Origin of the sequence: Snuella sedimenti (assembly GCF_016428595.1) — a bacterium.
GTDB classification, from domain to species: Bacteria; Bacteroidota; Bacteroidia; order Flavobacteriales; family Flavobacteriaceae; genus Snuella; species Snuella sedimenti.
Genome location: NZ_JAELVQ010000018.1, coordinates 1 through 20,870, shown reverse-complemented (window position 1 = coordinate 20,870; position 20,870 = coordinate 1). Strand labels below are relative to the sequence as shown.

Below are 20,870 nucleotides of genomic sequence, written 5' to 3'. Positions count from 1 at the left end.
TGGAGTAAAGGGAATAATGAAAATTAAAAAAGTAATTATTCCCTTTTTTATTAAATCTAAATTGTTAGTCATGAAATCAAGAATTATAATCTTTTTAATATTTAGCATATTAAATGGATTTGTCTCGCATGCCCAAATATTTAAAAAAATAAAGAAAAGAGCCGAAGAAGCTGCAAAAGAAACAGTTCTTAGAAAAGTTGAAGAAAAAACTACAGAAAAAACTGAAAAAGCAATGGACACGTTGCTTAATGTCGATAAGAAACTTAAGAAAAATAAAGATTCCATTGAAAATGACACTACAGGAAATGAGGATGGTATTGAATACGAAAACACATTAAATGACAATACCAATGATGATGAAAACGAATCGGAATTTGGTGATAGTGCAATAGAAACGGTTGGAGAAACAGCTGTAAGTCCCCAAACCAATAAACCTTGGTCAAAATACAATTTTGTTGCTGGCGACCATATTATTTTTCACGATGATTTAAGCCACGAAGAAAGCGGAGAATTCCCCTCGCGTTGGGATCTGATAAGAGGAAATGCCGAAAATGCTTCATTTAATAATGAAAACATTATCAATCTGGAAAATGAAAGTATTATCACCCCATTAATGGAAACAGACGAATACCTTCCTGAAGTTTTCACAATAGAATTTGACGCCTTCTTCGACCGGGAAATTATGAAAAATTACCTGTATAACCAGGTGTTCAAACTTCGGTTTTGGGATGGTAATTCACATAGTAGGTTTCCAAACAATGAAAGCACATACTATCCCTTACACATTTATCGCTTTGGCGCTTTCCTTAATGCAAAAATAAAGGGGCAAGATAGGCAGTTTAAAAATTTCGAAGAAAGCATGATGGGCATGGAACCCGTTTGGAAGCACATAGCTATAGCCTTTAACAAGCGGGCATTAAAAGTTTTTGTTGACGAATATCGTGCCCTTAACATTCCCAATTTAGGGTTCATGCCCAAAAAAGTCTCAATCGAAGGGTACACACATCCCCACGGAAAAGAAAATTTCACCATAGCCATTAAAAATATTAGGATAGCCGAAGGTGGAAAAAAGCTTTACGATCGTGTTTTAACAGATGGTAAAATCGTTACCAGAGGCATTCTATTTGACATAAATAAATCCAGTATAAAACCAGAATCATCCGGCGTTATAAATGAAATTGCTAAAATGATGCAAGAGCACCCAGATTTAAAATTTAGAATTGAAGGTCATACCGATAGCGACGGTTCAGAAACACACAACAATCAATTATCAGAGCAAAGAGCCAATGCTGTTAAGCAAGCCCTAATAAATCTAAACATTGATGCTTCCAGAATGACTGTTAAAGGCATGGGAGAAAGTGTGCCTGTTTCCGACAATAATACCCCAGAAGGAAAAGCTAATAATAGGCGTGTTGAATTTGTAAAAATTTAAAATAATCGAATACAAAAGTTTACCAATATCTGCAGGAACTTCTAAAACAAAATCAGCTATTAATTAAAAAATCATGAGATCATGAAAACATCAAAATTTATTCTAGCAACAGCTACAGCTTTATTACTATTACTGTGGATTACCCCAGGGTTCTCTCAAGGCAACAGTCCCCTTGAAGATAAAAATAATGGCGTATTCAAAGTAAAATCCAAAGCAGAAATGGCCAAAAATCACGACAAGCTTTCCAAAAAAGGTAAAGCCGAATATGAAAAGGCCAAGAACGATTTAAAAAAAATCAAGAAACCAACCTTTGAAATTGTTCCCAACGAAGTTTTAAATATTGACAAGGAAAAGTTATTGGGAGTAAAGCCATTAGATAAACTAGATAAAGAAATAATAAAAAATCAAAATCTTGAAAACAAAAAGAATGAGAAAAAAATATTAGAAGGGTTAAAGGATGCAAATGTAGAAAGTGTTAAGTTTTCATTTACAAATACCTCGATAAATATTTCAAACCTTACTATAAGTCCGTTTGCTTATTGCAGTTGGAACAAAAGCATCCTTACTCCGGTAAGAAATCAGGCTAGTTGTGGTAGTTGTTGGGCATTTGCTGCGGCTGCCGTTTACGAGCATACATATAATAAGCTATATGGGAGTGTTAGTAGTCCAGTAGATTTGTCTGAGCAACAGCTTTTGTCTTGTGGACGAACAAGCTCTGGTACTGATGCAGGATCTTGTAATGGCGGTAGTACCGGTAGAACATTGGATTATATGAAATGGAATGGCGTAACATTAGAACAATATTATCGGTATACAGCAATTGAAGGCTCATGCAGAACTAATAGTAGTGTTGTAAAAGTAGGTGCATGGGGTCAATTATACCCAGGGAGATTCCCCACAGTAAACGAAATAAAATCATTGGTAAATTCGTTTGGAGCCGTAGCAACTTATCTGAAAGCTGGATTAAGTTCTTTCTTTAGCTATGGAGGTGGGGTATATAATGGTTATCCATCTAATTCAACTAACAACATAGATCATGCTGTTATTATAGTTGGATGGTGTGATAACTTAAATGCCTGGATTATTAAAAATTCATGGGGTACAAACTGGGGACCATATGGTGGTTATGCCTATGTAGGATATGACCAGTGTAATATTGGAAAATATGTTTGGTGGGTATATCCAAATAAAATACAAAGCTAACTAGGTAAAGAAGTTGCCTGAAAAGTGATTTATCATTCAGGACGCAGCGAAGAATCTTATAGTCTATAAAATTAGGTTTTCAACTTTTCAGTAGATTCTTCATTTCATTCAGAATGACACCTTTTAGGCAGCCTCTTACACAGTAAAGTACCCGATTAACAAACGCGATACCATGTTGAGCGCACATATTTTAAAATATTCACTTATTGCTAATTTCTTTTGGTTAAGCATAGCTTGTAACAATCATAAGAAATATGTCAATAATGACCCTTTGTTTGCTCAAAATAACGATACTCTGGTTTTTAATGGATGTCAAGAAAGTATAAAAGTAGCCAAAGGATCAATTGTTGAACTCCAACTGGAGGCAGTTCCAGTAATAGGATACGAATGGATTCAAAAAGATTCCTCTACACTTTTGAAAGCACATAAAAAAGACATTTTAAAATATATAGAACTAGAACAAGCAAACTTTCAAGTACTTTACTTTGAAGCAAAAAGAAGTGGAACAGAAACAATCCTTTTGGAATATAAAAGGGTTTTTGAAAAAGAAATTAAGAAGACATGTACTATCAACATAAAAATCTATTGATAATACGATAACCTATTAAGTTGTAATACATTTTTATAAGACCATACTGACTTACATAAAAAAACAAACTAAAAACGCTATCCATTAAAGTTAGGGAAATAATAAAGTAATCATTTCTTTGTACACCATGTCTTTAGTGTTTTTATAAACTGAAAAGAATTATGAAATCCAAAGTGTATTTTTTAACCCTTGTCGGACTTCTCTACTGTTTCTATGCCGAAGCTCAACTTTTAGAAAAGCTTAAGGAGCGTGCTAAGGAAAAAGGCATACAAACCAGTGAAGACGTAAAATACGATAGCACAGCGTACGATCCGAATTTAGGCCCTGAATACGACGAAACTGAAGAGTTACACCTAAATGCTGCAAAAGACTTCTTTAATAAGGATGTTATTATGGCTTTGTATAATGATGGGCAATTGGTTCAAACAGCCTTCTTTGATTCGGAAGTCATAGCCATGCGTACAGAACAAGTAAATAATGAAAAACCTATTTATCATGATGATACAGGTAAATTTTATGCCTATAACAACGAAAAAGGATATTATGAAACAATGAAGCTATTACCTTCGAGTTCTATGGGTTTTATGACTGCCGGTTTAACAACACAAGTATATAAACTTCCCCAACAACCCTATTTCGAAGCTTTTAAAGCATTAGAATCTATAGGCTCTGGACTTAACTTCTTAATACTTGAAATGGCATTTATTTACAAACCTGATCATTTTAACGACAGCAACTCTTACACACCTGAAAAAGTCCCCTGTAATGGCTCCGAAAATTGTATCCGGTTTAACTACAACTTCCCGGATTATCCGGGAAGCTATATTCAGTTTGATGATCAAGACCGATTAAGCGAACTATATATCAATTCTACCAACCCCCAATTTAAGGACGAACCCAAAGGGAAATTTGTATTCACCTATAAAGAATGTACCGTTAAAATTCCTGATGCAGTAGAACAGTCTATTATACCAGGCCCCTTAGGAAAACTACTTCCTTTAGAAAAAGGACTAGAACCCTGGAAACACAATAAAAAAGACAAACAAAAAAAATAAAGGCCATGAAAATCAAATACATCCTATTCACTATGCTTTCCATAAGCATTAGCTATACTGCTGAAGCACAATTTTTAAAGAAGCTAAAAAAGAAAGCAGAACAAGCTGCTGAGCAAACCATTTTAAGAAAAACAGAAGAAAAGGTTACCGAAAAAACCGAAAAAACAATTGATGACGCTTTAGAAGGCAATAAAAACAAAACTGTTGACAATAACAACGAGGAAATAACAGAACCCACTAATGATTCTATACAAAAAACAAATCAAAGGATATCTTCTACAACTACAACGCCTTTAATGGGATTTAAGGACAATAAAGTAGAGGGATTACCCGATACTTATCATTTTGATTGGGAATTTAAAACCAACATGAATATAACGAGTAAGAAAAAATCGGACAATGCCGATTACATCATGAATTTCTTCTTGAATACAGACAAAGATTACTACGCCATGGATGTAGAAAATGAAGAAATAAAAAAGTCAGGAGGAAAAGCCATGATGGTTTTCGATTTTAAATCAGAAGCCATGGTCATGTTTAGCCACTACGGCGACCAAAAAATGGGAATGGTTACCAAACTTAAAGACCCCTCAAAAAAAGAAGTAACAGATGTAGACCGCAATTATACTTACAAGGAAATAGGCTCTAAAACCATTCTGGGATACACATGCTACGGCATAGAATTAGAAAATAAAGATGGGAAAGCCATTCTATATTTTACTTTGGACGCTCCCGTTAATTTTAGTGCTTTTTTTGCCTTCTCAGGTAAAGCGGCTCCTAAGGGGTTTAGTGATCCGCAACTATTCGATATTTTAAAAGAAGAGGCCTTACTCATGGAATTAGAGTTTATTAGTAAAAGGAAAAAACAAAGTATGAAAATGACAGCTATTAGTCTTGAGGAAAAGCAAACAAACTTCCATAAAAAAGACTATCAATTCATGAAAATGGGATTATAAAATTAGTTATCAAACGATTTCCTTTTGGATCAATTTCACACATTGCCTCATCCCGCTGTAACTAGTCATTTATAACATTAATATAAAAATTGTAATTATATTCAAAAAATTATATCTTACACACTAATTCCTCGAATAAATTAACATGGATATAAAACAGGGCAAAACTGTTATTATCATTATGGGAGTTAGTGGCTGTGGTAAGACAACCATAGGCAAATTGCTATCAAAAAGATTAAAACTTCCTTTTTTTGATGCCGATAATTTCCATTCACAGGAAAACATCAATAAAATGAAACAAGGAGTTGCCTTAAATGACACTGATCGTTTACCATGGCTAGAAACACTTTCCAAAGCCTTACAAAAATGGTCTGAAACCAGCGGGGTTGTCCTAGCCTGTTCCGCTTTAAAGGAAAACTACAGAACCATATTGTCTTCAAAGGCATACGTAACCTGGGTTTACCTTTCTGGATCTTTTGACTTAATATTTTCCCGAATGCAACAACGGGAAGGTCATTTTATGAAAGCCGATTTATTAAAATCGCAATTTAACGATCTGGAAATCCCCAAATATGGAGTTCATATCGACATATCACACCCACCTGAAACCATTATCAATACAATCTCATTAAAAATAGCTGTACATGAATAAATCTAGCTTTGGACTTATTGGCCTGGGCGTTATGGGCAAAAATTTAAGTTTGAATATTGCCGAAAAAGGACATTCACTATCCGTATACAACCGAACAATAGAAGGTGAAGAAAAAGTAGTAAACGAATTCCTTGAGTTGCAGGAAGAACATATGCGGATCAATGGATTTACAAGCCTGAACAATTTTATAGATTCTTTAGAACATCCCAGAAAAATATTAATAATGATTAAGGCCGGTAAGGCTATCGACCAGCTTATTGACTTGTTAACACCCTTACTTTCAGAAGGTGATATTCTTATTGATGGTGGTAATTCACATTATCAAGATACCAAAAGGCGGCAGCAATTTTTAAAAGAAAAAAAAATAAATTTTATAGGCCTTGGTATCTCAGGAGGAGAAGAAGGTGCTCGCAAAGGTCCTTCATTAATGCCGGGTGGTGACCTTCAAAGTTACGACATGGTGGCTCCTGTATTAGAGTCCATAGCAGCAACCGATATACGAGGTTCTAAATGCTGTTCCTATATCGGCCCTGATGGATCAGGCCACTTTGTAAAAATGGTACACAACGGTATTGAATATGGGGAAATGCAACTACTAGCCGAAGTATATGCGCTTTTGTCTGTTAGCAGATCAAATGAAGAAATTAAAGAACTATTTGTAGAATGGAACTCAGGAAACTTAAACAGCTACTTATTAAAAATAACAGCAGATATTTTAACCGCCAAAGAAGGAAATAGATATGTTCTTGATTTAATTTTAGATAAAGCCGGTAACAAAGGAACAGGCTCCTGGTCAACCAAGGCCGCTTTTGATCTTGGAACGGCAAATACAATGATGGCTTCAGCAGTATTTGCACGTTATATCTCTTCTTTTAAAGATAAGAGAAGTGCATTGTCTAAATTGATAACAGGGTCAAGCGATAGTGATAGCAACATACACAATAAGACTATAAAAAAAGCCTATGAATTCGCCAGAATAATTAATCATCAACAAGGTTTTCAATTACTTAATGAAGCCTCTAAATTATATAAATGGCGCCTCAATCTGTCGGAGATATCAAGAATTTGGACCAATGGTTGCATCATTCGTTCAGAATTAATGAACAATTGTATTTCTTATTTTAGTAATAATCATGACCTATTTGAAAATTCCAACATTATTGAGACACTTAAGGCAAACGAGCAAGCTATAAAATCTGTTCTTATTAATGGGCTAACAAATAGGGTTCCTCTAGATGTGTTTTCGGCTGCTAATAATTATTGGATTGCTATGACAACCGAAAGACTTTCAGCCAATATAATTCAAGCTCAAAGAGATTACTTTGGAGCGCACACCTACCAAAGGGTAGATGCATCCAATCATAATTTTTTTCATACAAATTGGCATAAACTATGATAGATTTCACCTTACTATCGGCTGTACTAATAGGTATAATCATTTTACTTGTACTCATTCTTTATTTTAAAATACAGGCATTTATAGCCTTACTCATAGCCAGTATTGGGGTTGGTGTGCTATCTGGTATGTCCCCATTATCTATTATTAAAACCATACAAGAAGGTATGGGTAATACCCTTGGCTTTGTTGCAGTTGTCGTTGGTTTGGGTGCTATGTTTGGCGCTATTTTGGAACACTCAGGTGGTGCCGAATCTTTAGCAAAATTCCTTATAAACAAGTTTGGAGAAAAATACGCTTCTTGGGCATTGATGTTAACAGGTTTTCTAGTAGCCATTCCTGTTTTCTTTGATGTGGCATTTATTATCTTAGTACCTATAATATATGCGCTACAAAGAAAAACAGGCAAATCACTACTTCTTTATGGCATTCCGTTGTTAGCCGGACTAGCTATTACACATTCATTCATTCCACCTACTCCTGGTCCCGTGGCTGTTGCCGATATTATTAAAGTCAATTTGGGTTGGGTTATTCTCATGGGATTTATTGTAGGAATACCAACAGCTATAGTATGTGGCCCTATATTTGCCAAATACATCGCTAAACACATTCATATAGAAGCTCCTAAATTAAAAATGGATAACAATACCCTTAAGACCTACCCTTCGGTGCGTCTTATTCTAAGCATCATAGCCACTCCAATCGTTTTAATTATTTTAAACACGCTATTTAATAGTCCGATTGGTCAAAACATACTACCCCAAAAAGTAGCACACTGGTTAACCATGATTGGTCATCCCTTTTCTGCATTGATTATAGCCAATTTAATAGCCTGGTATGCCCTGGGTATTCTAAAAGGCTTTTCAAAAGAAAAACTTTTAGATATAACAACCCAATCCATGGGGCCTGCCGGAATAATTATACTCCTAACGGGAGCGGGTGGTGTTTTCAAACAAATGCTGGTCAACACGGGAACGGGAACTATGCTTGCCAATTACTTTTCAAACGCGGGTATCAGCATCCTCCTATTTGCTTTCATTGCAGCAGCACTTGTTAGAATACTTCAAGGTTCTGCCACGGTTGCTATGATTACTGCAGCCGGTTTAACCTCCCCCCTAATAACCGATGCTTCACTATCGGAACCCCAAAAGGCTTTAATCGTTATTGCAATTGCATCAGGTGCAACTATTATGTCACATGTTAACGATAGTGGTTTTTGGCTGGTTAGTAAATATCTTGGGCTTTCTGAAAAACAAACATTTAAGTCATGGACAGTCATGACAACTATTTTAGCCTTAATCGGTCTGGCAAGCACATTCTTTTTGTCCTTGCTCATTTAAAGTTTAATTGCTCCAAACTTTAAAACACTACTATATATAGACTCATATTCCTACATAAAAGCCTTAAATTAAAGTTATCTTTCATAATTTAATGTTAATTTTTGTATCATTGTACAAATATACTTTGTTGTGTCTGGTAATAAATCAAAGAATACAATTCCTTTAAACCCTTCAGAATCTGAGGATTTGTTTGACATACTTTATAAATTACATTACCCATTCCTATTAAAAATTGCACAAAGCTATATCCCCTCAAAAGAAGATGCTGAAGAAGTTTTACAGGACGCTTTTATGAAAGTATGGCGTAAAAAGGATACGTTAAACAGCGACGACAATATAACGGGGTATTTATACCGGATTGTAAAAAACACATGTCTCGATTTCTTAAGAAGTAAAAAGCACACGCTATCATTGGAAACGAACCTATTACAACAAAAAAACCTTTTAAATTACAATGCCTTATCCAACGAAACGGCATCGCACATCATTGAAAAGGAACTTCAAAAGAAAATAGAAGAAAGTATTGCGCTTCTGCCTAAAAAATGCCAACTTATATTTATTAAAAGTCGTTTTGAAGGATTAAAACATAAGGAAATATCGGCTGAAATGAATATCTCCACAAAAACAATAGAGAACCATATCACCAAGGCTTTACGCCATTTGCGCATTCATCTCAAAGACTTTTTACCGTTTTTATAAAAAAAATCATTTTCGACTAGGGGATGGTATCTTATATCTACGTATGTAGTAATATAGAGTAAAATTTACTTTGTACAAATGCGTAAAAAAGATATACATAATTTAATTAAAGGTGAACTTTCTAATGAGAGGGAAAAGGAAGTTATTGATTGGCTTCTTAAAAACCCAAAAAAGAGAGCACAATACGAAATTTTAAAAGCCAAACACGTAGCTGCTTCCTTAAACAAAGTAAACATCAACACTATTTACGAACAAAAAGATTCATCAAATAATCATAAAAAGTTCATCTACAGCGGCATAGCCATTGCGGCAATTATTTTAATTGCAGCATTTGTGACTTTCAACATTTCCAAACCAATATCTTACGAAAACGAACAAAACACCCTGGCACTTGCAACCACTAAAAAAGCCGAAAAGCGGTATGTCTTACTTGAAGACAGTACGAAAGTAACGCTTAACGCAAACAGTGTTTTATCCTATCCCAAACATTTTATTGGTAATACCCGGGAAGTAACTTTAAAAGGAGAAGCCTTTTTTGAGGTTACCAAAAACCAAGACAAGCCATTTATTGTATCTCTTGAAAATGGGATGAAAATAAAAGTACTGGGTACTTCCTTTAATATTAAATCCTATGCAGAAGATAAGGATATCAAAACGACTTTGGTAACTGGTAAAGTGAAAGTAATAAAAGAACAAGACAGTACCACTATAGATTTAGTTCCTTCCCAACAAGCAACTTACATTAAAGAAAAAGATAAAATAATTGTTGAAAAAGTAGACACAAAAAAATTCACCTCTTGGAAAGAGAACAAATTTATCTATAATGAAACGCCTATGGCACAGGTCTTAAGAGATCTTGAACGCGCTTATAATGTAACCTTCATTGTAGAATCCAAAGACATTTATAACTATAAATATAATGGGGTATTCGATAATTTCAGTATTAACCAGATTTTAGAGATATTCGAGATATCATCCCCCATTACCTATCACATTAAAAATAATCGTATAACCTTAAATCCTAAAAAATAAATGCAAAAAGGTGAGTGCTGCCACACTCACCTTCATATAATAAATCATTTAACCACACATATCACTTAGTAATTAAACAATTAAAATCACACAAAAGTATGAAAAAAAAGACACTCTTTTTTTCAAAAATCCCTATTGTACGGATTATGAAAATTTATTTAGTACTTATTTGTATCTCTCTGACCAAAATTTTTGCAATTGATGCTTACTCACAGAGCATTAGTTTAAATGCAAAAAATGAAAAGATTAAAACTATTTTAAATACGATTGAAGGAGAAAGTAACTATAGCTTCTTCTATAACAGTTCCATTATTAATGTAAACAAAAAACGCTCTTTAAATGTTACAAATGCCGATTTAGAAGAAGCACTAAAAATGTTATTCATTGATACTGAAATAGACTTCAGTTTTGTTCGAAACCAAATCATTTTATATCCAAAGAACCAACCGGAACTAAAATTAAAACTTGAGAACATTTTAAAATCGAACGAAGATGCTATTGTTTCATCTCTAACCCTAGAAATGATCAATGAGTTTATCAGTTCATCCTTACAACAAAAGATTTCGGGAACGGTAACAGATAATACAGGTATGCCCCTCCCCGGCGTAAGTATTATTATAAAAGGGACGACCTTAGGTACAACAACCGATTTTGATGGCAACTACTCTATTAATGCTCCCAAAACTAATGATGTTCTGGTTTTTTCCTATATAGGATACGCAACTAAAGAAATAAACATTAATAACCAATCAACTATAAATATTACTTTGGAAGAAGCTGCCTCACAATTGGAAGAAGTTGTTGTGGTTGGTTATGGCGTCCAAAAGAAAATAAATGTTACAGGATCTGTAGCCTCTATAAAAGCTGACGACGTTGTTACTACACCTGCAACCAACGTTAAAGGTTTAATTGTCGGCCAAATTCCAGGAGTTATCACAAACCAAACTCCTGGCCTTCCCGGAAATGACAATGTAAGCCTAAGCATACGTGGTTTTGGAAGCCCGTTGGTTATTGTAGACGGCGTAGAGTCTTTCTTGGATAGAATAGATCCTAACGACATAGAAACTATATCTGTGTTAAAAGATGCATCGGCTGCAATTTATGGTGTACGAGGGGGAGATGGTGTAATTCTTATTACAACAAAACGCGGAAAGTCTGGTAAGGTAGAACTAAATTATCATGGGTATGCTGGTATCCAAAAACCTGTAAAGTTTCCTACTCCAGTTACTGCAGCAGACTATATAAAAGCTAAACGTAATGGTAGTTTCAATGCACAATATGACCCTGCCAACTCCAATGATCCAATTGCTTATGGAGATTTTACCGAAGACTATTTAGCCGAATACGAGTCTGGAGCAAAACAAAGTTATAATTGGGTTGATGCGTTATTAAAAGGTGGAGGCAGCCAAATAACATCCCATAACATTAGTGCCAATGGCGGATCAGAAAAAGTTCGTTTTTACACATCCTTAGGACTTTTAACCCAGGATGGTATTTTTAAAGGGGACTACAGTTATAAAAAGTTAAATCTTACTAATAATTTAGATGCTAAAATTACTGATGACTTATCCTTATCCCTGAATAGCTCATATATTGATGAAACTCGTGATTATGCCGCATATGGCGTAGGAACCATTTGGAATGACCTAAGAACGGCACAACCATTCTTCCGTCCAGAACTTCCTGATCCGAATCGTGCTCCTTATAGTGGTTTTACCGAACGTTCACCTGTAGCCAGAACCCAGAAAAAGTTTGGAGGCTACAGTTTAACTACTCTGGAAACCCTAGCTGCAGCAATGGAACTTAAATACAACGTACCCTTTTTACAAGGTTTAACCATAGGGGCTAAAGCCAATGTAAGAATGCGCCGTATTTATTTTGAAGACTTGAGCAAAACATATACTGTATATCAATATAATGAAGAAGATGCCAATTATACACCAATACAAACCGTAAATCAAGAACCTAGTTTTTCTAAAGGTGTGACAAGTAGTGGTAGTGACCCTAGGGTACGTTTCCTATCGCGTTTTTATTTAAATTACAACAATAATTTTGGAAAACACAAAATTGGCGCATTGGCATTCATGGAAAAGGAAGACAATGAAGTGGATCAACTTGCTGCTACAAGAAGAAATCTTTTATCTGACGATGTACCAACTATAGAAGCTGGAGACGATGCCAATACAACCACATTTGGAACAGCAAGACCTCTAGAGTATTCACGTATAAGCTTTGCTGGTCGCTTTAATTATGCCTTTGACGACAAATACCTATTAGAAGCCACATTGCGTGCCGATGCAAGCTCTAAAGTATCACCTAAAGTAAGGTGGGGTTATTTTCCTTCAGTTTCTTTAGGATGGAATATAGCCAAAGAAAACTTTCTAAAAAATTCTGCTATTAACGAATTAAAGCTGCGTTTGTCCTATAGTAAAACAGGAAAGGATTCTAATATTGGAAATACTTCATTCGACTATCTTACAGGCTTTAATGAACTAAGTTCCGTGTATTATTTAGATGGCAATCCAGTAACCAATATTATTACGGCTGGACTAGTAAACGACAGGTTAACATGGATAAAGAACACATTATACAATGCTGGATTGGATTTCAGGCTATTAAATGGAAAATTCTATGGTAACGTTGATGTTTTTTATAGGCTTAGTGAAGGTTTAGTTGCTGCCGATATTGAAAGTGTTCCATCCACGTTTGGAGCTAATTTGCCACAAGTAAATTTAAATTCAACCAACGACCATGGTTTTGAATTCATTATAGGGTACAAAGGTAGTATTGGTGATTTAAAACTGGATTTATCTGGTAACTTTAGTTTTGCCCGAGCTAGATATGGCGATTGGGCTCAAGATATTAACCTTGATGACCCTAACCAAGTACGCATCAATTTACGTAATGGGCGCTACATAAACAGAAGCTTTGGTTATATTAGTGATGGGCTAATTAATACTCAAACTGAATTAGATGATTATGTAGTCTCACATACATTTGAAACACTCGATGGATCGCCAAAAGTAGGTGATATTCGTTATGTGGATGTAAACGGGCCTGATGGTACACCTGATGGTGTTATCGACCTTTACGATAGACGTGAAATAGGATATGGTTCCGATCCAGACATTACCTATGGTTTAAATACGAGGTTGACCTATAAAAACTTTTCTCTTGCTATGTTATGGCAGGGTGCCTCACTTTTTAATGTAAATATTAGTGGTGGCAATATGAGAGCACCGTTCAATAATGAACAAGTACCTTTAACATTGCATGCTAAATATAGTTGGACCCAGGATCCAAATAGCCCAGGAACAGGAAACAACCCTAATGCTAAGCTACCTGCATATAATAATGACGGAAGCAGAATTTGGAATGATAACTTTTCGGATTTTTGGCAAAAAGATGGTACCTACGTTCGTCTTAAAACAGCCACACTATCATATAACCTGTCTCAAAAAACCCTAGATAAAATTGGTTTTAACAACTGTACATTTTATCTAACTGGAGATAATTTATTTGCTTTTACAAAATTAGGTATTTATGAAGATCTAATAGATCCTGAACAAGCTTATAATAACTCAGGCTATTCTTTACCTCTATTGAGAACCTATACATTTGGAGTTCGTATTGGACTTTAATATGTGAAAAGTAATTAATTAAAAGAATTATAACATGAAAAAAATCTTATATATATTCAGTCTGTCTTTATTATTATTTAGTTGTGATGACCAATTAACCAAGGACGCTAATTTCATTTCCGAAAATGTTGTTTTCGAATCGGAAGCACTTACAGAGGCATATGTTGCAAGCTTATACAATCGTTCAGAATTCCAAATTTCAGCATCTCAAAACATGGGGATGTGGGCAGCTGTAGGTGCAGAACATATTAATTTTGCCAACTGGCAAACACCAAACAATGCCTTTTTAAGACAGTATACTGAGGCTACTGGCCCTGGTCCCTTAGACCATTGGGAATACGCTCTTAACAGAGACATTAACTATCTATTAGAAAATATTGAGACTAGTGAAACTTTAGATCAAAATTACATACAATCTAAGAAGGCGGAAGCTCGCTTCTTAAGAGCTTATAATTATTTTGAAATGGCAAAACGCTTTGGGGGAGTACCCATAATAACTAAAGTTCAAAGCCAAGATGATCCCGAAGAAGAGTTGTACCTTCCCAGAAATACAGAACAAGAAGTATATGATTTTATCTACAACGAAGCACAAGCTATTTTAAGTGATTTTAATGATGTAAAAAGTGGTGCAAATGGACGTGTCGATAAGTACACAGTACTTATGCTGCAAAGTAGAGCCATGCTATATGCTGCCAGTATTGCAAGAAACGGCGGTATAGGACCTAATGGAGTGACCGGTATAGATGCTAGTTTGGCTAATTCCTACTTTCAAAAAAGCTATGATGCCTCAAAAGCTATTATGGATTCTGGCATGTTTAGCCTAATGGATTCGGACAGTGATAAAGTAGTAAATTATGCTTCCATTTTCTTAACTGAAGGTGACTCTAATCCTGAGACTATCTTTGCTGAAGTTTGGGAACCAGTAATTCGAGGCCATAGTTTAGATCTTTATGCTTACCCTCAAGGTTTTGGCGCGTCGTGGAATTCTAATTTCCCAGTGCTTTATGATTTTGTAGAACTGTTTGATTTTACCGATGGACGGTCGGGTAAAATAGATAGGTCGCTATTAACAGCTTCAAATGAATGGGACATCAATGATTTCTTCGGTAATCGAGATCCGCGGTTCAGAGCCTCTGTCTTTTATCCAGAATGTGAGTTCAAAGGAGAGCCTGTATGGTTTCATAGGAGAACCGTATTAGCTAATGGTTCAACCGTTAATAGTACCAACGCAACTGAAACACGCTTAGATGGTACAGAAATGCCACAAGCTAGCCAACCTAGAAACCGAAGAAACACCTCTTTATTAAGAAGGAAAAAAGTTGATGGAGACAACCCCAACCCTGCTGCGGGTCAATCCGGACAGGATTACATTGTATTCCGGTATGGTGAAACTTTGATGAATTTTGCTGAGGCCGCTTTTTATTTAGGAAAAACAGACGAAGCCTTAGATGCCATTAACCAAATTCGTGACCGTGCAGGCATGCCTTTAAGGACTGTGGCTACCGAAGACAATATACGTCATGAACGCCAAGTAGAATTGTGTTTTGAAGATCACAGATTCTGGGACCTTATCCGTTGGCGTATCGCACCACAATATTTGGATAATGTTAGAACGCGAGGACTAGTATTTGATTATAAACTAGCTACCGACACTTATATTATAACCTTAAAAAATGCTGAAACCCAAGTTAGATCATTTGGTCCGGAACGTTACTATTTACCATTTAGTAGCTCCCTTCTTGGAGACAATCCTAATTTCGTCCAAAATCCTGGGTATGAGCAATAATTAAGTTGAAAACAGGCGAAGTCAATTTGACTTCGCCTGTTTTAATTTAAACCTACTTGATGGATTCCCCTTATCCATATTAGACATCTATAATTTCAGCATAACCAATAAATCTTTATAATGAAACTAAACTATTTTCTGGTATCACTATTTTTAATTTTTCTTTACAACTGTGAGAATAAAGTAAAAAAAGATAACTCCTCTCCTTCTACTCCTCCAATTAAACCGAACGTTATTGTTATATTGGCAGACGATCTGGGATACAAAGATGTGGGGTTTAATGGCAGTGAGGATATCAAAACCCCAAACATCGATCAATTAGCCAACAATGGTACCATCTTCACTAATGGTTATGTAAGTTATGCGGTATGTGGCCCTAGCCGGGCTGGGCTAATAACCGGGCGCTACCAGGACAGGTTTGGTTTTGGACGTAATCCGCTTTTTGCTCCTAAAGATTCCTTACAGGGCTTGCCTACATCTGAGGAAACGCTAGCAGATGCAGTAGGTAAGGCTGGATACCAAAGTATGGCTATTGGTAAATGGCACTTGGGTGCTCACAAATCCCAACGTCCACTTAAAAGGGGGTTTAATGAGTTCTTTGGCTTTTTAACGGGTGGACACAAATATTTCCCAGAACAGTGGACCAAACAGGATATTTCTGAAGTTACTTCACAAGGCGATGCCTATAACACCAAACTACTACGCAATAATGATCGTGTTGAAGAAAACGAATATTTAACCGATGCTTTATCAAGGGAAGCCGTGAATTTTGTAGAACGTAACGCTGAAAACCCATTTTTTCTATACCTCGCCTATAATGCGCCCCATACACCATTGCAAGCAACAGAAAAATATTTATCCAGATATACGGATATTAAAGATAAAAAGCGTAAAACCTATGCCGCTATGGTAAGTGCGGTAGATGATGGTGTAGGTAGTTTATTGAACAAATTAAGAGAACTGGATATAGAAAATAACACCATTGTATTTTTCCTTTCAGACAACGGTGGTCCAGAACAACACGGTGCTAATAATGGTAAACTAAGAGAAGGGAAGGGATCTTTACATGAAGGAGGCATTCGAGTGCCCTTTGCAGTACAATGGCCGGGAACCATCCCAGCCAGACAGCTATACAATCAACCTGTCATATCATTAGATATTTTTGCTACGGCAGTAGCCTTAGCCGGTGTATCACCAAAACATCAGATAGACGGCACCAATCTTATCCCCTATTTACAAGGATTAGATAAAAGTCGACCCCATGAGCATTTATTTTGGAGGCATTATGATGCCGAAGCCTATACGATTAGGCAAGGTGACATGAAACTTGTAAAAAATAAAAAAGGAGAAGTGGGTTTATATAATTTAGCCAATGACATTAGTGAAACTACTCCTATAAATAATGACTCGCTGAGACATGACCTTAAAACCAAACACGATATCTGGGACAGTGAAAATATGGATCCCATATTTCTAGGCTTAAGGCACAATAATATATATAATAAGCAACACCCCGACCGATTTACCGATGTGGAAAAATATTAAGCATATCACTATTTGCTACAAAACGGTCATGTTTTTACTGGTTCTTATTTTAAATTCCTGTACTTTAAAAAATGAGGCTAAGGCATACTTTTTCAATACACAAACCGGTAACGATGATAATTTGGGGACTTCAGAAGAAAAACCCTGGCGCAGTATTTCAAAACTGAATACCATTAAACTCAATCCGGGAGATCATGTTTATCTGGCTCAAGGGCAAACCTTTACCGGAGATATAGCTCTAAAGGATATAAAAGGAAATCTAACAGCTCCTATCAAAATTTTAAGCTATCAATCGAAGCTTACAAATAAAAACACCCCGCCTCAAATAATAGGAGGTATAGAAATAGAAAACAGCTCTTTTATTGAAATATATGACCTGGTTGTTACAAAAGGTATGCTTGATTCAATGCTAATTGGTGAAAATCGTAAATATATGCGCTGTGGAATATTGGTAAAGACCTCAAAACCGGGAACCTATGAGCATATTAAACTAAAGAACTTATATGTAAGCGATATATTCTTTGAAAAAAAGGGTTTCAAAAGGCCTAAAGAAGAAGTTAGAACCCCTAACGGCGTTCAAAATTATGGCTGGGGCATTCGTTTTATCAATAATCTGGATTCGGCCTATTTCAGGAATATCTCTATCGACTCTTCAGTTATAACAAATATAAGTCATACCGGTATTAAGCTTACTGTTAGAACCAATGATGTGCATTTTGGTCTCACAGATTTCCGGATTTCAAATAGTAAAGTTAATAATACCGGTGGTCCGGGCATTCAAATGTCCGGGGTTTCCAACGGTCATGTTTATAAAAATACAGTAGACCGGTCCGGCAGCAATGACGATCCGAGAAAATGGGGACGCGGTAGCGGTCTCTGGACCTGGGGCTCTTCAAACGTTTTGATAGAAAAGAATAAGTTTATAAATGCTAACGGACCAGGAGACTCAGCCGGTGCACATATCGATTTTAACTGTAGTAATATCATCCTGCAATATAATTTCAGTGCCAATAACGCCGGAGGCTTCTGCGAAATTCTGGGAAACAACTATAATTGTGCATACCGCTATAATATTAGTGTAAATGATGGTTATCGTGTTAAAGGCTCAAATGAGGCTTTTCAGGAAGGGAAAATTTTATGGCTGAGTGGCTATAATGGCAGTAAGGTTAAAAGAAAAGGACCATTCAATAGCTATATCTATAACAATACCATTTACGTTTCAAAAACTATTGATGCCAAAATAGCTATAGACCGTGCTGCCAGGGGCATTTTAATAGCCAATAATATATTTCATATTGAGGGAGCTTCCATATCTGTAAAAGGGGACCAATACAATCCGGAAAAGGAAGGTGTCTGGAAAGCTACCAATGTTATTTTCACTAACAACCTGTTCCTTCATAATAAAAGTTGGCCAGAAGACCAATGTTTACAGGATGCTAACCCTTTATTTGGTAACGTTCGTTTTCACCAAAAAGGCGGAAACCAAATGAAAGATTATATTCCTGAGAATGTAGAACTAATAAAAAATTATGGCATTGTAATTCCCAAACTACCTCAAGATTCCATTGGATTGGTAGTAAAATTAAATCCCCTTAAAGACATTCTAGGCAACCCAATTAAGGGGTTACCAGATTTGGGAGCTATAGAAATTGATTAATTATATTCAGTGTAGTTGATTTTGAGGATAATATTAAGCTCCTTTAATCCACTTTTTCCAATACTAATCCAGTAGCTGTTAAACCAGGTCCAAATGCAATTGCAATAACTTTTGTATTTGGCTTAATATTTGGATCGTTTACGATCTCATGAAAAATATGAGGAATCGTTGCAGACGACATATTTCCATTGTGCTTTAAAACCTCATAGGACCATTGTGCTTGCTTCTTATCAATATCTAACTCCCTAACTACATAATCAATAATTTTGGGCCCTCCGGGATGTATCGCAAAATACATTGCTCTCTTCTCCGCTTCAAAATCTAAATTAATTTTGCTACACATTGTTGTCATGAATTCCTTTACATTCTTTTTAATAAAGACGGGAACACGTTTTGATAGCGTCATTAAAAAACTATATTCTCCCAAATCCCAAGTCATGTCTTCAAGGGAATCGGGGATAATAACCTCATGAGAGGCCAAAATTTTTAAACCTACTTTATTTTGTAAGTTGGAATCCTTATAAAAATTATTCTCATCATATAAAGAATACCCAACAAAACCATCAGAAAACAAGGAGCAAATCATTGTGTTTGCTGCAGAAAAATTTGTTAAATTCAAATGAACCGAAAGCAATTCCGTATGCACAATATCTACTCTTCCTTTATGTTTACTATAACATAATAAACCTGAACCTGTTCTAATAGCAGGAAAAGCACCATAGCATCCCATATGGTAAGAATGAGTTACCTTAACATTTTCCCAATTACGCTTAACGACAGCTTCTTGTGCCAAACTTGGAGAAGAATACCCAGAACAGGTTACATGAATAATGTTTTCGGGCTTGCCATGAGATAGCTCATAAAACTTATCAAAAACATAACCTAATTTCGCCTTAAACCAGTCCATACGCACCTCAATTTTGGGACCATAATGGCTTTCTGGCAACACTTCAAACCCCTCAGGAAAAACATAATTAGAAGGATCCGTATTATCCATTTCCTTAATAATAAAAGGTTCTACCTCGTCAAAAATCAATACCTGACGCTTCTCTATGTTATTAGAAGATACTGCGTATTTATCTACATGATCAGACACCTCTTCGAAACTAACAAGATCTCTTTCAACTTTTCCTTCCTTTTCTATAATGACAGGATGATTCTGAAAGTGGTGGTACAAAAATTTTGTGTACTGGTTTATTCTCTTTTGGTCTATTAATTTTCCTACTACTATAGGATGAAAGTTAGAAAGTATAATGGAGTTCATATCAATTATAGTTTAGTCATTACACAAAGTTAAGCAATAATGTCTTACTATACTGATTTAACAAGTTGATTTTTAGGTAGTTAATACTATTCCTACACAGTTCATCCCATCAAAATTGCGTAAATATAACCTAGTACAAGGCCTCAGAAATATATTCAATACAACTACCTCTATACAGACGGCGTACACTAAACAGGCCCATTGGTATAAAGACGTCGAACAAACCGGATTTAGGGCTTTTAATACCATTGCCAATACAATAACCTTAAACTATAGGTCGATATTAAATTATTTTATAAACAGAAGTACTAATGCCTCGGCGGAATCTTTCAATGCTAAAATCAAAGCCTTTAGAAGTCAGTTCAGGGGTGTCAAAAATACAGAGTTCTTCCTTTTTAGATTAACCCAAATTTATGCTTAAAACACAACTATTAGTCTTGATCCAAAAAACTCCATCTCTTAAAACAATAATTAAAAAGATAAACCTAAAAGTAAAGAGAAAGTGAACCAGACAATCCATTTTGGGGCATGGAGAAAAAAAAGGCAAAAAAAAAAGTCCCGTTCCATATTGTATGGAACGGGACTCAAGAAAGGCGACGACCTACTCTCCCACAAGTGTAGTA

16 protein-coding genes are annotated in these 20,870 nt (G+C 35.7%); 15 read left to right on the top strand and 1 reads right to left on the bottom strand.

The annotated features are described in order from the left end of the window. Positions 1–70: 70 nt before the first annotated feature. The 14 genes from JF259_RS12855 to JF259_RS12790 all read left to right on the top strand — a co-directional run bounded on the left by JF259_RS12855 (position 71) and on the right by JF259_RS12790 (position 18,983). Positions 71–1,432, top strand: a complete 1,362-nt coding sequence (locus tag JF259_RS12855; RefSeq protein ID WP_199115742.1) for an OmpA family protein — start codon at positions 71–73, stop codon at positions 1,430–1,432. 81 nt (positions 1,433–1,513) lie between these two features. Further along, the gene (locus JF259_RS12850; RefSeq protein WP_199115741.1) at positions 1,514–2,635 is read left to right on the top strand and encodes a C1 family peptidase; all 1,122 of its coding nucleotides are present in this window, start codon (positions 1,514–1,516) and stop codon (positions 2,633–2,635) included. A gap of 172 nt (positions 2,636–2,807) precedes the next feature. Beyond that, positions 2,808–3,224, top strand: coding sequence for a protease inhibitor I42 family protein (locus tag JF259_RS12845; RefSeq protein WP_199115740.1), 417 nt, complete (start codon positions 2,808–2,810; stop codon positions 3,222–3,224). Positions 3,225–3,385: 161 nt separating this feature from the next. After that, the gene (locus tag JF259_RS12840) at positions 3,386–4,279 is read left to right on the top strand and encodes a hypothetical protein (protein WP_199115739.1); all 894 of its coding nucleotides are present in this window, start codon (positions 3,386–3,388) and stop codon (positions 4,277–4,279) included. Between the two features lie 5 nt (positions 4,280–4,284). Further along, positions 4,285–5,235 carry a DUF4412 domain-containing protein gene (locus tag JF259_RS12835; protein ID WP_199115738.1) on the top strand — a complete coding sequence of 317 codons (951 nt, stop codon included), beginning with the start codon at positions 4,285–4,287 and terminating at the stop codon, positions 5,233–5,235. Positions 5,236–5,380: 145 nt separating this feature from the next. Next, positions 5,381–5,887, top strand: coding sequence for a gluconokinase (locus JF259_RS12830; RefSeq protein ID WP_199115737.1), 507 nt, complete (start codon positions 5,381–5,383; stop codon positions 5,885–5,887). Continuing rightward, positions 5,880–7,283, top strand: coding sequence for an NADP-dependent phosphogluconate dehydrogenase (gndA, locus tag JF259_RS12825; protein WP_199115736.1), 1,404 nt, complete (start codon positions 5,880–5,882; stop codon positions 7,281–7,283). The genes JF259_RS12830 and gndA overlap by 8 nt, the downstream gene beginning before the upstream one ends. Continuing rightward, the gene (locus tag JF259_RS12820; protein ID WP_199115735.1) at positions 7,280–8,623 is read left to right on the top strand and encodes a GntP family permease; all 1,344 of its coding nucleotides are present in this window, start codon (positions 7,280–7,282) and stop codon (positions 8,621–8,623) included. Before gndA ends, JF259_RS12820 begins: the two co-directional genes overlap by 4 nt. A gap of 129 nt (positions 8,624–8,752) precedes the next feature. Continuing rightward, entirely contained in the window at positions 8,753–9,322 is a 570-nt protein-coding gene (locus JF259_RS12815; protein WP_199115734.1) for an RNA polymerase sigma-70 factor, read from the top strand. Positions 9,323–9,400: 78 nt separating this feature from the next. After that, positions 9,401–10,354: a FecR family protein gene (locus JF259_RS12810; protein WP_199115733.1), complete on the top strand. Its 954-nt coding sequence runs from the start codon at positions 9,401–9,403 to the stop codon at positions 10,352–10,354. A gap of 98 nt (positions 10,355–10,452) precedes the next feature. Beyond that, positions 10,453–13,995 (top strand): TonB-dependent receptor, encoded by a 3,543-nt coding sequence (locus JF259_RS12805; protein WP_199115732.1) that lies wholly within the window; start codon positions 10,453–10,455, stop codon positions 13,993–13,995. A gap of 34 nt (positions 13,996–14,029) precedes the next feature. After that, the gene (locus JF259_RS12800; RefSeq protein ID WP_199115731.1) at positions 14,030–15,781 is read left to right on the top strand and encodes a RagB/SusD family nutrient uptake outer membrane protein; all 1,752 of its coding nucleotides are present in this window, start codon (positions 14,030–14,032) and stop codon (positions 15,779–15,781) included. A 120-nt stretch (positions 15,782–15,901) separates the two neighbouring features. Continuing rightward, entirely contained in the window at positions 15,902–17,326 is a 1,425-nt protein-coding gene (locus JF259_RS12795; protein WP_199115730.1) for a sulfatase-like hydrolase/transferase, read from the top strand. 28 nt (positions 17,327–17,354) lie between these two features. Next, entirely contained in the window at positions 17,355–18,983 is a 1,629-nt protein-coding gene (locus JF259_RS12790; protein ID WP_199115729.1) for a right-handed parallel beta-helix repeat-containing protein, read from the top strand. Positions 18,984–19,026: 43 nt separating this feature from the next. Here JF259_RS12790 and JF259_RS12785 read toward each other — a convergent pair whose 3' ends face one another. Then, entirely contained in the window at positions 19,027–20,247 is a 1,221-nt protein-coding gene (locus tag JF259_RS12785; protein WP_199115728.1) for a 3-oxoacyl-[acyl-carrier-protein] synthase III C-terminal domain-containing protein, read from the bottom strand. A gap of 115 nt (positions 20,248–20,362) precedes the next feature. On the opposite strand from JF259_RS12785, the gene JF259_RS12780 reads away from it, so the two are divergent. Beyond that, complete coding sequence (locus JF259_RS12780) at positions 20,363–20,668, top strand: transposase (protein WP_199115727.1); 306 nt, start codon at positions 20,363–20,365, stop codon at positions 20,666–20,668. The last annotated feature ends 202 nt before the right edge of the window (positions 20,669–20,870 follow it).